At 59.3% G+C, this 14,008-nt stretch carries 14 protein-coding genes; 2 read left to right on the plus strand and 12 right to left on the minus strand.

The annotated features are described in order from the left end of the window. Nucleotides 1-4 precede the first annotated feature (4 nt). The 12 genes from BAU07_RS24860 to BAU07_RS24915 all read right to left on the minus strand — a co-directional run bounded on the left by BAU07_RS24860 (nucleotide 5) and on the right by BAU07_RS24915 (nucleotide 11,756). A complete protein-coding gene (locus BAU07_RS24860) occupies nucleotides 5-691 on the minus strand; it encodes a class I SAM-dependent methyltransferase (RefSeq protein WP_066663827.1) in 687 nt (228 codons plus the stop codon). Then, nucleotides 688-2,022, minus strand: coding sequence for an ABC transporter ATP-binding protein (locus tag BAU07_RS24865; protein WP_066663830.1), 1,335 nt, complete (start codon nucleotides 2,020-2,022; stop codon nucleotides 688-690). Before BAU07_RS24865 ends, BAU07_RS24860 begins: the two co-directional genes overlap by 4 nt. After that, entirely contained in the window at nucleotides 2,012-2,830 is an 819-nt protein-coding gene (locus tag BAU07_RS24870; RefSeq protein WP_066663833.1) for an ABC transporter permease, read from the minus strand. The genes BAU07_RS24865 and BAU07_RS24870 overlap by 11 nt, the downstream gene beginning before the upstream one ends. A gap of 51 nt (nucleotides 2,831-2,881) precedes the next feature. Then, nucleotides 2,882-3,946: a rhamnan synthesis F family protein gene (locus tag BAU07_RS24875; protein WP_084025978.1), complete on the minus strand. Its 1,065-nt coding sequence runs from the start codon at nucleotides 3,944-3,946 to the stop codon at nucleotides 2,882-2,884. A gap of 4 nt (nucleotides 3,947-3,950) precedes the next feature. Then, a complete protein-coding gene (locus tag BAU07_RS24880) occupies nucleotides 3,951-4,973 on the minus strand; it encodes a glycosyltransferase family 4 protein (protein WP_232338203.1) in 1,023 nt (340 codons plus the stop codon). Nucleotides 4,974-5,166: 193 nt separating this feature from the next. Beyond that, entirely contained in the window at nucleotides 5,167-6,180 is a 1,014-nt protein-coding gene (locus BAU07_RS26985) for a glycosyltransferase family 2 protein (RefSeq protein WP_084025979.1), read from the minus strand. A 64-nt stretch (nucleotides 6,181-6,244) separates the two neighbouring features. After that, nucleotides 6,245-6,790, minus strand: a complete 546-nt coding sequence (rfbC, locus tag BAU07_RS24890) for a dTDP-4-dehydrorhamnose 3,5-epimerase (protein ID WP_066663842.1) — start codon at nucleotides 6,788-6,790, stop codon at nucleotides 6,245-6,247. Beyond that, nucleotides 6,787-7,677: a glucose-1-phosphate thymidylyltransferase RfbA gene (gene rfbA, locus BAU07_RS24895; RefSeq protein ID WP_066663843.1), complete on the minus strand. Its 891-nt coding sequence runs from the start codon at nucleotides 7,675-7,677 to the stop codon at nucleotides 6,787-6,789. The genes rfbC and rfbA overlap by 4 nt, the downstream gene beginning before the upstream one ends. A gap of 8 nt (nucleotides 7,678-7,685) precedes the next feature. Beyond that, on the minus strand, nucleotides 7,686-8,585 hold the full coding sequence (gene rfbD / locus BAU07_RS24900) for a dTDP-4-dehydrorhamnose reductase (protein WP_066663845.1): 900 nt from the start codon (nucleotides 8,583-8,585) through the stop codon (nucleotides 7,686-7,688). Further along, nucleotides 8,582-9,652 (minus strand): dTDP-glucose 4,6-dehydratase, encoded by a 1,071-nt coding sequence (gene rfbB, locus BAU07_RS24905; RefSeq protein WP_066663847.1) that lies wholly within the window; start codon nucleotides 9,650-9,652, stop codon nucleotides 8,582-8,584. Before rfbB ends, rfbD begins: the two co-directional genes overlap by 4 nt. A 2-nt stretch (nucleotides 9,653-9,654) precedes the next feature. Next, nucleotides 9,655-10,653 (minus strand): glycosyltransferase family 2 protein, encoded by a 999-nt coding sequence (locus BAU07_RS24910; protein WP_232338204.1) that lies wholly within the window; start codon nucleotides 10,651-10,653, stop codon nucleotides 9,655-9,657. Continuing rightward, entirely contained in the window at nucleotides 10,650-11,756 is a 1,107-nt protein-coding gene (locus BAU07_RS24915; RefSeq protein WP_066663849.1) for an MraY family glycosyltransferase, read from the minus strand. The genes BAU07_RS24910 and BAU07_RS24915 overlap by 4 nt, the downstream gene beginning before the upstream one ends. 576 nt (nucleotides 11,757-12,332) lie before the next feature. Here BAU07_RS24915 and BAU07_RS24920 point away from each other — a divergent pair. Continuing rightward, nucleotides 12,333-12,902, plus strand: a complete 570-nt coding sequence (locus tag BAU07_RS24920; RefSeq protein WP_066663856.1) for an SRPBCC family protein — start codon at nucleotides 12,333-12,335, stop codon at nucleotides 12,900-12,902. 108 nt (nucleotides 12,903-13,010) lie between these two features. Then, nucleotides 13,011-13,892, plus strand: a complete 882-nt coding sequence (locus BAU07_RS24925; protein WP_066663864.1) for a DMT family transporter — start codon at nucleotides 13,011-13,013, stop codon at nucleotides 13,890-13,892. The last annotated feature ends 116 nt before the right edge of the window (nucleotides 13,893-14,008 follow it).

The following is a 14,008-nucleotide window of genomic DNA, read 5'->3' on the forward strand; positions in this document are numbered from 1 at the left end:
TGGATTATCGAATTGCCTCGAGGGCTGTACCTGCGGGATACTCCAGCGCGTGAATTTTCACCGACCGAAAGCCGGCCCGCAGCACGTACGCCCAGACGTCCGCGCCGAATTCGGTGCGAACCGCCAGGCCCTCGCGGTTTTCCTGCTCGGACCCGTGAAAGCTGAGGTTCAGCCCCTCACGGGACCGGGACATCCGTCCGACCACCACCGGCACGGTGAAAATACAGCGGCCACCCGGCGCCAGAACCCGGCGACATTCGGCCAATCCCGCAATGGGGTTGGGTACGTGCTCCAGCGTATCCGAGTGAAGCACGATGTCAAACGCTTCTTCCGAAAAGGGCAAGTCCTGGATATCGACGGCTGGATATGAGACCAACTGATGCTGTTCCATCTGGGACAAAATCGGCGTGAGGTTGCCGGCCTCGTTGATCTCTAGCACGCGTAGCCGGTTGGCGACGGGCGTCAGGACAAACGCTGCCAGCGTGCCTTGGTAGCCATAGGCATCCGTTATAGCGTCCGCTAATGCCATGGAACGCAGGTTGTTCCCACACGCAATGCAGTGCAGGCCCTGCTGGCGATTGAGGTATGCCTCCTCTTCGGGCGCAAGCTGCCAGTCTCGAACCAAGCGATCCCACAGAACATCTTGATAGCCGAGCTCAGTTGAGCCGCATACCGTGCACTTAATCGTCATTGTCTGCTCTCGATACTGATCCGACTCATCGGAACGCCGAATATACCGAAACATATGCGAGATGCGTGCACGCGAAACGCCAACGCATCGTGCAGCCAATGATGTTGCACGTGGTCCGCCTGAGTGCCCTCTGCGATGGCCGCGCCGATGACGTAGTCTCCCGTCGGTAGCAATGGCATGGCAAAGTGAAATGCCGCATCAAAGACTTCCCCAGCTTCGTAAACGCGAGGCTCCTTCGCGTACGTCAAGTAGGTGTTGTCAGCGAAAACCACTTGACCGAGGCGGTCCTTTACTTGAAAGCCTACGATGACGCCTGCTAGCATCTGCATGGCCTTGCAGCTTATCGAGAGGATGACCTCTTCGCCGCCCACCGCCCACGCAAGCGGCCGACTTGCGCTATCCAGCAACCGTACACCCTCAATAAGCGCGCCGCGTTTGCCAAACTGGTCCGACTCTGGTCGGAACTCAAACAGTTCGATGTCGTTTCGGTAAGGCGAGGCGTTGATAAAATCCTCCCGCATGTCACGGCGGGCCGCCGGCCCTGACGGGGCTTTCGGACTTGAACTGTCATCCACAGCGGCATCGCCGCCTTGAAGAGATTCGTACAGATCCTTGAGATAGGCAGCCGCCACGTCCTTGGGCTCCCCTTGCGCGCGCATTTCGCCGGCACCTAACCATACGGCATGCTGGCACAGGTTCAACACTGCGCCGGTATCGTGGCTCACGAATAGCACTGTGCCTTTCTCCATGAAAGTCCGCAGGAAGCGCATGCATTTCTGCACGAAGAACGCATCTCCGACTGCGAGGGCCTCGTCGATTACGAGAATATCGGCGTCTACGTGTGCAATGACGGCGAAGGCCAACCGGACGATCATGCCACTGGAGTATGTCTTGACGGGTTGATCGATAAACTGCCCGATATCGGCAAACTCTACAATCCTGTCATATCGCGCGTCGATCTGCTCACGGGTCAGACCGAGCAGAGCAGCGTTCATATAGACATTTTCGGAGCCCGTGAATTCGGGATTGAATCCAGACCCCAATTCGAGCAGAGCGGCAACCCTGCCGTTAACGACGATTGAGCCACTGCTCTGGGCCAGGGTGCCGCAAATCATCTGTAGCAAGGTCGACTTGCCACTGCCGTTACGCCCGATTATGCCAACAGTCTGCCCACGACGAATTTCGAACGACACATCTCTGAGTGCCCAGAATTCGCGAAAGTAACGCTTGCGACCCCGAGCCAACATCTGCATGAGCCTATCGCGCGGCTTATCGTAGATTTGATAGCACTTGCTCAAATTGTCTACTTTGATCGCTATTTCAAACGACATCAGCGAATCCCCTGCGCGTCTTCTGGAACCACGCGAAACCTAGACACATAACTACAATTCCTACGATCAAATACACCCCAAGCACCGTCCAATCAGGCAATCTGCCGAAGATAAGAACTTCTCGCGCCTGCTCCACCGCCGGCGTCAAGGGGTTAAGTAGAAACACTGAACGGAACCGCTCGGGCAACGCGGTGCTTGGATAGAAAATCGGCGACATGAACATCAGTATGGTGGTCACCAGCCCCATGATTTGGGACACGTCACGCAGATAGACGCCAAGTGACGCGAGAAACCACGAGAACCCCATTGAAATCATTCCCAGGGGCAGTACCACCACGGGCAACAGAACGATAGTCCAGTGCGGTATCCCCCACCCGATGCAATAGAAAATAATCCACACAAGCAGACTCACACCGGCATGGAAGAGGGCCGCGCCTGCATTGGACCATGCCAGGACCTCGAGCGGGAAGATGACACGTTTCACATAATTGGCATTGGCGAGGACCAAGCCGGGCGCGCGGGTCACACACTCGGCGAAGAAATTGAACACAATCAGCCCTGCGAAAAGGATCAAAGCAAACTCAGCGCGCGACCCTTCTGTAGTACCCCAACGAGCCTTAAAGACGTAGGCGAACACGAAGGTATACACAGCCAGCATGCACATTGGGTTGAAAAATGACCAGAGTACACCCATGATAGAGCCCCGGTATCGACCTAATACCTCGCGCTTAATCAACACCATGATAAGCGCACGGTTTATGCAAAAACCGGTGTACATCGCACGCGGAGTGGTAGGAAATGCCTGCATGTATGAATCAGTCCATAAATTACCGGTTAACACGGAACCGAGTTCGCCCGATCACGATTGCAGAATGTGCGAACGGGAATGCAACAGCGGTCGATAGACCCGCCGCAGCCTGTCGGGTAAGTCGGAAGGATCATTGATAGGCAGCACAGTTGACGGCAGTGGATACAGGTCGCTTTTCACCACCTTGGCCCATCGATAGCCCTGCTTCTCGACTGCAAACAAGAATGCGCGCTCGATGGCGTGGGCAAGGGTGCCGTCGATCTGACCCGCCTCTTTTTGGAAATCGCCCACCTGCAGATTCAGGTCCAAGATGGGTCGCAGTGCGTCGCCGCGGCACCAAAACATCGACCCACTAGGACATTCCAGCACCGTCTTATGGTCTATCTGTATCCCCATTCGTTGCGCCACCTCGTAGAATTGGTCAAACGACTCACCCCACTCCAAGATGTCTTGCAAAAAATAAAAATGCTGAGGAAACACCATCCCAACGTTTTGCTTGTGCATTATGCTGAAAATCGACGCCACGATCTCCGGTGAACCCAGCAGGTTCTCGTAAAGATAGTTGCGCCAGCGCGCAAGTTCATGGCCACCATGCGGCGATTTCTTAGTGTGCAAGCTCAATATGTAATCGTAGCTAGCATAAACATCTCTGAAGCCAACCAACTTCGCGGCGATGTCCCGCCCCCGATTTTCAAATACGCGAATGTCTACACTCCCCTTGGTATAGACAGCGAACACCGTCCTGACCACGTCGCGAGCTAATGGTGAAACCGTTGAAATGTAGACATCCAGTTGGCCCGGCACATTCTGCAGATAGCTTAGTATCTCAGAGGCCAAGTCGACATAATAGATATGGATGATCGCGGCGGCCTTAATTCCGGCTGGCCGCTCCACTGGATAGTTGAACGGTATGCACAACGCAAAATCACGCCTAACATGCGGGCGATTGGTTTTACGCGTCACGCTGCGCCGGCAGTACAACGCTAAGCGCCGCGTGATCCCTCCCATGCCCTCTCTACGATAGATACTCAGTAACTTTCCGGCGGCCGTCATAAGACCGCGACCTTGCGCGGCGGACGATACCGCTCGCTTCACTCCTCGAATATAGTGGATCATTGGTTCACCGTTTCCGAGTAAGGGCGCGCAGATAGCTACTCATGCGGCGGCCCTCTAATTCCCAATCAGTCGCCTCGGCGGCGGCTCGCCCGCCTACCGAGAGCCGCTTCGCCTCCCCGGCGTCCGTCAGGACAGTACAAATGGCGTTGGCCAAATCATCTACATTGGGCCGGGCCAGCTTAGCATTCGAGTCGTTTAGAAGCCATTCGGTTTGCGGTGCGCGGTTGCTCACCACCGGTATGCCGCAGGCCATCAATTCAAGGGGCAATAGCGAGACATTAGAGAACGACAGTACCAAAGCCGCATCGCACTGGCCATAGACGTGCGGCAAATCTTGAACATCCATCACACCCTTGTTTTCATGAGGAAATGGAATCTCGTATGCGGCCAGATCGCTGCCAGCGAAAACCACGATGGTTTGGGGAAGGCGGCGCACGACCTCGGCGAGCACCGCCACGCCGAGGGCAAAGCCACGCCGAGGCGTGGCAGGCCTCGCATAGAAAAATATCCGCTTAGGCCCGGCCACTTTGTCGGCACTCGACGAAGTCGGACGATATAGCCTCCGGTCGCAGGAGAATCCGACGGGATGTGTCTCCATGGCGAAGTCATGCCGCAGTTTGTCCGCCAACCAGTATCCCGCTGTGATACCGATGAAGCCGAAGCGATATGTATCTTCCGCTAAGCTCGCCACGTCGCCGGCTGCATAGAACCAAGGCTCGTAATCCTGCACGAAATAGCATTTGTATAACGTCCGATGGAACGCCCGAAGGTAGTACGCGGTCTGCCACCCCGTCGCGATAGAGATCGCAGCGGCCGGAGCCTCGTCGGGGCTCATGTAGACCGCCGCACGCAGCGGCATGAACCATGCTTGAATCTCGGCCCGTACATCGTCGGCCGTCATATAGGGTGCCCGGTCCGCGATTACGATTCGACAATCGTATCCTTCCTGCTCCAGCATGTGGATGAAGCGAAAGATGTTCAAGTGGCCGCCCGAACCCCGGCCAACGAGCGGGATGAACCAGTTCACGCTTTCCGGCGCGACCTCGCCCGGCCTTGGCGGCGTCCCGACATGACGTTGTTGTAAGAAGCTAAGACCCTCTAACGGTCTCCGCCGTGTCAGCCCTTCGGAACGTCGCACCGCCAAAAGCGAACGACGCACTAACGCGATCACGCCGTGCTCGCGCCCGTAACGTGCTGCCGCCCGAATCCGCCACATGACCTTATATACGCCCACGGTCCGCAGCTCCAGACATGCGATTATCCAAGCCGAGCAGCAGCCGCCGATCTAAGGACAACCAGTTACGCACAGAACGAGGCAACAATTTTCCGCGTCCGCCAAGGTAATATCCGCAGGCGCGCATCAAGTTGTCTAACGGCATTTTTCTCACAGCAACGGCGTTGGAGCGGCAGAGGTTCTGTCGGCGCGCATAGGCGAAGTCAGCCAGCGTACGATGAGCGTAGAAGTAAAACGCGTGCCCAGCCGAGCGAAGCAACTGATCGCCGAATAACTCATGCACGGCATAAGCTTCGTCAAAACTGCGGCGCAAGCGCTCGCGGAAACCATAGTCATGGGAGTGATAGACACATGCATTGTGCGCATAGGCAATCTTCCATCCCCCTTCGATTACCTGCTGCGCCCACAACTGGTCCTCTGCAAATTCCACGTCCGGATAAGGTATGCGTTCCCACGCCGCACGGCGCACTAAGGCGTTGTTGTCTGAAAAGAAGCGGAGTCGACGGCGGCACGCAACGCTCCGTGCATAGACGGCATGATCTTGCAACTGGTGTACGGGATCATGCTCGAACTGCTCGAAATGCGAGATCAAATCACGGACGGTGAACGGATTAGCGTCTGGATTAGCCAAATGGCGCCCGAACACGCCGGCAACACTCGCATCCATCTCGGCGATTGCGACCAGCGTGGCCAGCCAGTCGTCTCGTGCCGGTCGGGCATCATGCGTCAAAAACGCCGCGTAGGTACCGTCGCATAAACTGATGCCAAGATTGCGAGTCCTACCATGCCCAAACTCGTGAGGCGCAATCCGGTGCAAGCGTACGCGGTGGTCTCCTAACTGCTGTACATGTTCGATCGTACCGTCGGTGGAGCCGGAATCAACGACTAACACCTCGTATGGAAATCCGGTCTTCTGTTCGCAGACCGACGCAAGAACCGATACAAAGCCACTACCCGGGTTCTTGGTTGGAATGATAACTGAGACCGTGTGCGCTCCCATCACCTAACTTTTCTCTGCGAACGAGTAACGAGCCGCGCATAGGCGGCACTCTGGACTACACGGGTCATGCGAACAGCTCCGCATCGCACAAGCGCACGCCCCTCTTGTCCTTCTCGGAAAGAACGGGCGTAATGCCGCGTGGCCACTCGATGGCGAGCGTGGGGTCGTCCCAAGCGATGCAGCGCTCCGCCTCAGGCGCGTAGTAATCGCTGGTCTTGTACAGGAATTCCGCACTCTCGGTCAGGACCAGGAATGCGTGGCCGAAACCCTCGGGCACCCAGAGCATCCGTTTGTTTTCAGCGCTGAGTACTTCACCGACATACTGACCGTAGGTCGCCGAGGATTTGCGCAAGTCCACGGCGACGTCATAGACCGCACCGGAAACGACGCGCACCAGCTTGCCCTGCGGTTGATGAATCTGGTAGTGAATCCCACGCAACACGCCACGTATCGAACGGGAATGGTTGTCTTGAACGAAATCCACGTCGCGACCGACTGCATCTGCGAATTGGCGGCGGTTGAAACTTTCGAAGAAAAACCCCCGATTGTCACCGAAGACCTTGGGTTCTATGACGATTACTTCCGGAACTGCGGTGGGAATTGCTTTCACGATCGAACCTCATCTTTAAGCATGCGAAGCAAGTATTGCCCGTACCCGTTCTTCGACAGAGGAGCCGCCAGTCTTTGCACCTGCTCAGCGTCAATGAACCCCTTGCGGTAGGCTATTTCCTCGGGACACGCCACCTTCAGTCCTTGGCGGTGCTCGATGGTTTCGATGAAATTACTGGCCTCGATCAGGCTTTCGTGCGTGCCGGTGTCAAGCCAGGCATAGCCGCGACCCATGATCTCGACGGACAACTCCCCGCGCTCCAGGTAAATGCGATTCGCATCGGTGATTTCCAGTTCCCCGCGCGGCGAAGGGCGCAGACTGGCGGCGATATCGACGATCTGTTCGTCGTAGAAATACAAGCCGGTCACGGCATAGCTGGACTTCGGCTGCTTCGGCTTTTCTTCCAGGGACGTGGCGCGGCCCTGCGAGTCGAAGGCAACCACGCCGTAACGTTCGGGGTCGTGGACGTGATATGCGAAAACCGTCGCACCCGACGTTTTTCCCATTGCCCGCTCGAGCTGCACGTGAAGATCATGCCCGTAGAAGATATTGTCGCCCAGCACCAGCGTGGACGGTGAACCGTTCAGAAAGTCCTTGCCGATAATGAAGGCCTGCGCCAGCCCGTCCGGACTGGGCTGGACCGCATACTGCAGGTTGATTCCCCATTCACTGCCGTCGCCGAGCAGTTGCTCGAACCGCGGCGTGTCCTGTGGCGTGGATATGATCAGGATATCCCGTATCCCGGCCAGCATCAGCGTCGCCAGCGGATAGTAGATCATCGGCTTGTCGTAGATTGGCAGCAATTGCTTGGATACGGCCTTGGTCACCGGGTATAGCCGGGTACCCGAGCCCCCTGCCAGGATGATGCCTTTTCGTTGACGTTGCATGGTTGAAGTCACTTTTCCAGAATTTCGGTAAGCATGCGAGCGACGCCGTCCTGCCAAGGAGGGAGGAACAAGCCGAAGGACTGCTCCAGCAGCGATGTGTCGAGCCGGGAGTTCAATGGGCGCTGAGCCGCGATCTTATACGCGGAGGACGGAATGGGCGTGATCTGATCCGGCCTCACTTTGAGTTCCACGCCGGCATCCGCCGCCCACTGCAGGACGAATGTGGCGTAGGCATGCCAGGACGTTTCGCCACGGGCTACCAGATGATAGATGCCGCTCAGGCCCTTCGCCTGGCGTGCGTGCGCGATGGCATGGGCCGTCACGTCCGCGATCAGGTCGGCTCCGGTCGGCGCGCCGACCTGGTCCTGGATCACCGACAAGCTGTCGCGCTCGCGTCCCAGGCGCAGCATTGTCTTGGCGAAGTTGCCTCCGCGCGCTCCATATACCCAGCTCGTACGAAAGATCAGGTGCGCGCACCCGGATCGCAGGATGGCTTGCTCGCCCTCCAGCTTCGTCCGGCCGTAGACGCTCAAGGGGTGCGGCACATCGCCTTCCCGCCAAGGTCGCGTACCGCTGCCATCGAAGACATAGTCGGTCGAATAATGGACCAGCAGTGCGTTGGCCTCCGCCGCCGCACCGGCCAATACGCGCGGTCCTGCGACGTTGATGGCGTGGGCCGCATCCGGCTCGCTTTCTGCCTTGTCGACGGCGGTATAGGCGGCCGCATTGACAATGACATCGGGCCCCACATGCTTCACCGTTGCCGAGATGCCGGCGGCATCCGCCAGATCACCACATAGGCCGTTGTCACCCTCCCTGCCGATGGCGATGACCTCGCCCAGCGGGACCAATGCGCGTTGCAATTCCCAACCGACCTGGCCGTTCTTGCCGAGTAGGAGTATTTTCACTGGTCCCGGCTCGCGTAGTTCTTGTCCAGCCACTGTTGATAGGCGCCGCTTTGTACGTTGGACGTCCAATCCGTATTGTCCAGGTACCAGGCGACGGTCTTGCGGATACCGGACTCGAAGGTTTCCGCGGGCTTCCAACCGAGGTCGCGCTCGATCTTGCGGGCATCGATGGCGTAGCGACGGTCATGGCCGGGCCGGTCGCGCACGAACGTGATCTGTTCGGCATAGGGCCGACCGTCGGCACGCGGCTTCAATTCGTCCAGGATGGCGCAGATCGTCTTGACCACTTCGAGGTTCGGCTTTTCGTTCCAGCCGCCCACGTTATAGGTTTCTCCGAGCTTGCCCGCGGCGAGCACGGTACGGATGGCCGAACAGTGATCCTTCACGTACAGCCAGTCGCGTATCTGCTGGCCGTCGCCATATATGGGCAGAGGCTTGCCGTGGACCGCGTTCAAGATAACCAGCGGAATCAGCTTTTCCGGAAAATGGTACGGCCCGTAATTGTTGCTGCAGTTGGTGGTCAGCACGGGCAGTCCGTACGTATGGTGCCACGCGCGCACTAGGTGATCCGACGCCGCCTTGCTGGCCGAGTAAGGGCTGTTCGGCTCGTAGGGATTCGTTTCGCTGAAAGGCGGATCGTCGGCCGCCAGCGTCCCGTAGACTTCGTCCGTCGAGACGTGCAGGAAACGAAACGCCGACTTCTCCGCTTCCGGCATGTCGGCCCAGTATCCCCGTACGCTTTCCAGCAGATTGAACGTGCCCACTACATTCGTCTGAATGAATTCGCCGGGCCCTTCTATCGAACGGTCGACGTGGGACTCCGCGGCGAAATTGACCACGGCGCGCACTTTGTGTTCGCGCAGAAGTCGCGAAATGACGACCCTATCGCCAATATCGGCTTTGACGAAGGTATACCCCGGCCGTTCCGCCACCGAAGCGAGCGTCTCGAGATTTCCGGCATATGTCAGTTTGTCGACGTTAACCAACGGCTCGTCGGTCTGCGCAAACCAATCCAGCACATAATTCCCGCCAATGAAACCGGCGCCGCCCGTTACCAAGATCGTCATAGCTATAGTTTCTTAAAAAAAGCGGCCACAATTAGACCGAGATTGCCGCCCAGCGTTTGTCGATATACGCCAGACCGCTTCAATCCGACAAGGCGGCGAACGATACCACCGTGTCGCGATGCGTCAAATTCCAGGAATATCTGCCGCTGCTCCACCGGCAGTTCGGCAAGGATGCGCCTTAATCCGGCCACATTGGCGTCAATCCACCGCCGCAGTTGTCCGCGCATGAGCAGATGAAGGCGCGTCAGTCTGGCGCCCAGCCCCTGGTTGGAACCGATCAGGTTGCCGCCATGCTGACGATACAACAGCGAGGGCCGAGGATCATAGATGATGCGCCCCCCGGCGGCACTGATCGCCAGATAAGTCCACCAGTCATGAGCGACCACCTCCAGATTGGGTCCGGCGGCAAGCAACAGGCGCCGGGCGGAGGCGTTGAACACCATGGTATTGCCGCCTCCCACATTTTGCACAAGCGCGTTCCGAAAGTCTGGCTTTTGTGTAAAGAGAGGTGAAAGCCCCAGCGGCGCGCCCCCTTCGTCGACCAGCGTGGTGCGCGTGCAATACAACGCGGGGCCATCCGACCCGGCTATCCGCAGCGCGTCGATAGCACGCTCTAGTTTGCGCGGCTCCCACACATCATCTTGGTCGGCATAGGAAAAATAGTCCGCCGAAATCTCCGGGCGGCAGACCAAAGACAGAAAATTCGGCGCGAAGCCGCGCGATGGTCCGCGCAGAACTCCCAGGCGATCCGGGCCCCACGTGCGGCGATATTCGGACAGGATATCCAGCGTGCCGTCATTGGAACCATCGTCGGACACCCAGACTTTCCAGTCTCCATGCGACTGCGCCTGGATGGAATCGAGTTGTTCGCGAATGAATCGGGCGCCGTTGTACGAACACAGCAGGATAGCGACGTGAGTCGATGCCCTGGCCGGGTGATCTCCGGAGGCAGGATGGACGGAATCGGCCTGAACGGGCATATCAAGAACGCTCGTGCTCAATCGCCATCCGCCTCTTTCTTGACCATCAGCCACCTCGGCGAGGCGAATCGCACCAGCGTGCGATACAAGGCCAGGTAAACGATGGAGAACAGCGCGACAAACCCCATCAGTACATATTCATACTGCCAGAACAGCACAGCCGGTATCACCGCCAGCGACGACAGCACCCACAAATACGGCGACGTCATCGCGTTGCGCTGTGTTTTATGCCTGGCCAGGCTGGACCCAATCGCCCACCGCACCAGCCGTTTATAGACCAGCATATGCAAATGCACCCCGTCCGGCATCCCCGGCGACCGACCGCGCAGCCAACGCTTCCGATAAATCGAAAACAGGGTCTCGAAAACCGGATAAATACAGAGCAGCAAGGGGAACCAGGCGGAGACATTCGGGTGACGGAACAACATCAGCACCGAAAGCTCGCCGATCATGAAACCAATGAAATAAGCGCCGCCATCCCCCAGGAAGATCAGCCCGCGAGGGTAGTTCCAGATCAAAAATCCGCCTATTGCCCCCATCATGCCCACCGCCGCGACCAGCAGCAGGCGGTCGCCAAGGTAATAGGAAACGTAAGCCATCCCCGCCAGGATCATCACCGAAACGACTGCCGCCAGCCCGTTATACCCGTCAATGATATTAATGGCGTTGGCTGCGCCGCCGACGGCGATCATGGTACAGACCAGCGATATCACCCAGAACTGCAACAGCCAGTCCACGCCGACGATGTCCAGGCGTACGACCGCCGCGCCCAGCAGGTAATAACCCAGGGCCCCCGCCAGCATGGCCAGCAGCAGGCGCACGCTGGCGCGCACGCGCTTGGAGAGATCCTCCGCCAGGCCTCCCAGGAAGGCCGGCGTGCTGGCCAGCAGCAGCAGCAGCAGGGACTTCAGCAGCCCGGGCTCGCGCCACGCCGCCGCGCCGCACACGAACAGCATCCCAACGACCAGCGCGATGCCGCCGACGCGCGGCACGGGACGTACGTGGTATTTCTGCACACCCGTCATATCCGTGTCGGACGTATAACGCGCGTGCAAATGCCCATATCGAAGCGTCAATAGCGTAAATATGGTCGACGCGATAAAGGCGATGGACACGTAAAGCATATAGGTTGGACCTACCCTGGGACTCTTCTTTTCCGGTTTATCGAGGGTCGGCTACGCATAACTCAGGCGATGCGGCGGGACGGATCCGGCGCGCAGCTCATCGCTACCCCACTTGATGGCATGGCGATTTTAGCGCTTTTCCTACAGTCCTTTCCCGCAACGTAACTTACCGTATGTCACTGATATAAAACAAATTCCTGAGCCCGGATATAAGCGTCATGGTGGATGAGCCAGCACGGCGGCCATGGAAATCGTCCGACTTCAGAAGGATGCCGGTTCGGCTGAGGCGTAGATCCAGCGGCAAGCCCCGCCACGGCAGTCCGCCTCGGGAGGATTCCACCCGCCCTGGCCTGCTACACGGCGCCACGCTACAGTGCCGCGCCATCCTGGGCGGCCGCTTACCGGGCCATCACCCGGCGAGCGCGCAAATGTCCCAGGTCTGCGCCCCGCGGCCGTCAACCATTTGTCAGTTGCAAACCGGTACCTACCCGTCGATTTCCCCCAGTAGCCATTCGTTGTAATCAGGTCCACAATGGCTTCAAAAGGTCCTATCTGAAGGCCATCAAGGAGACAGCCATGCGCTTTTCGGATGCTCAGTGGATACCTTCGACCCAGCATCAGACCTGGGACGCCTTGACCGACTGCGCTGTGCTGCGCAAATGCATCCCCGGCTGTGTCGACGTGGAATGCCGGTCCCCGACGGAGTACGCCTTCACCGTGCGCGCCAAGGTGGCGGGACTGGCGGCCGACTACCAGGGGGAAGTCCTCCTCTCGGACGTGAACCCGCCGCACGGCTGTACCCTGGTCTTCGAAGGCAAGGGGAACGCCGCCGGACTGGCGATCGGGACGGCACAGGTGAACCTGATGCCCAAGGATGACGGAACGCGGCTCTCCTACACGCTGGCGGCGATGGCCGGCGGCAAGCTGGGGGAGATCGGCGATGCGGCGCTGCTGAAGGCGGGGCAGAAGATCGTGGAGAAATTCTTCGCGTCCTTCATCGATCACATGGCGACGCAACCCCGCCTGGCTCCCCCGCCTCCCCCGGCGGCGCCGGAGCCCCATGGGCTGCGCAATTCGCCCTGGTCCTGGGCCGTGGTCATGGTGCTGGTATTGGTTTTCGTGGGCTACCACGCCTTCTTCACCTGACCCGAAAATCGCGTCGCGCTTGTTACCCGCCGGCGCAAGAACCGGAGTGCCGCGCGGCCTCGCCGCCGGTGTATGCTGCATCCCTTCGCAGCATAGGCTTGCTTGTCCATGCGCCGCCGTGACCTGATCGATCTGCTGATTCTGGCCGCCGTCTGGGGCGGTTCCTTCCTGTTCATGCGGATCGCGGTGCCGGAATTCGGCCCTGCACCCCTGATGGCGCTGCGTGTCGGATTGGCGGCCCTGGCGCTGTTGCCAGTGGTGTTGTGGCGCGCAGGGTTACCGGTCCTGGGCCGGCACTGGAAGGCCATCCTGCTGGTCGGCACGTTCAACGCGGCCCTGCCTTTCCTGCTCTACGGCTATGCGGCGCAAGGGCTGGGTGCGGGCTTCCTGTCCATTTCCAATGCCTGTGCGCCGATGTGGGGCGCGGTGATCGGCTGGCTGTGGCTGCGCGACCGGCTGCCGGGTAGCCGCGTGCTGGGGCTGGCGATCGGCTTTGCCGGTATCGTGGTGCTGGCCTGGGACAAGTTCGATTTCAGTGAAGGCGGCACCGGGCCGGCCGTGGTCGCGGCGCTGCTGGCGCCCCTGTGCTACGGCATATCGGCCAATTGCACCAAGCGCTATCTGGTCGGGGTGGATGCCCTGAGCAACGCCGCGGGCAGCATGATCAGCGCATCCGTGCTGCTCCTCCCCTTCGCCATCTGGACCTGGCCGTCCGAGCCGGTGTCGCTTCAAGCGTGGACGGCAACGGTGCTGCTGGCGCTGGTATGCACGGGCATCGCCTACATCATCTTTTTCCGCCTGCTCGCCAGCGTAGGGCCGACGCGGGCGATGAGCGTGACGTTCCTGGTGCCGGTGTTCGGGGTGTTCTGGGGCGCGCTGCTGCTGGACGAGGCCGTGACCACCAATATCCTGCTGGGTTCGCCCATCATACTGCTCGGTACAGCGCTGTCGCTGGGCTTGATCGAACGCCCGCGCGCGGTGCGTGCGTAAAGCCGCAGGGCAAGGCGCCCTCGTCACGGTGACGTCTATTGCGAGGCGCGGGGGCGACGCATCGGCGGCGCCGCGCGGTCAACCACCGCCGCGGTTACGCCAGGACGGGCCTTCGC

Source organism: Bordetella flabilis (assembly GCF_001676725.1).
Taxonomy (GTDB): Bacteria; Pseudomonadota; Gammaproteobacteria; order Burkholderiales; family Burkholderiaceae_B; genus Bordetella_C; species Bordetella_C flabilis.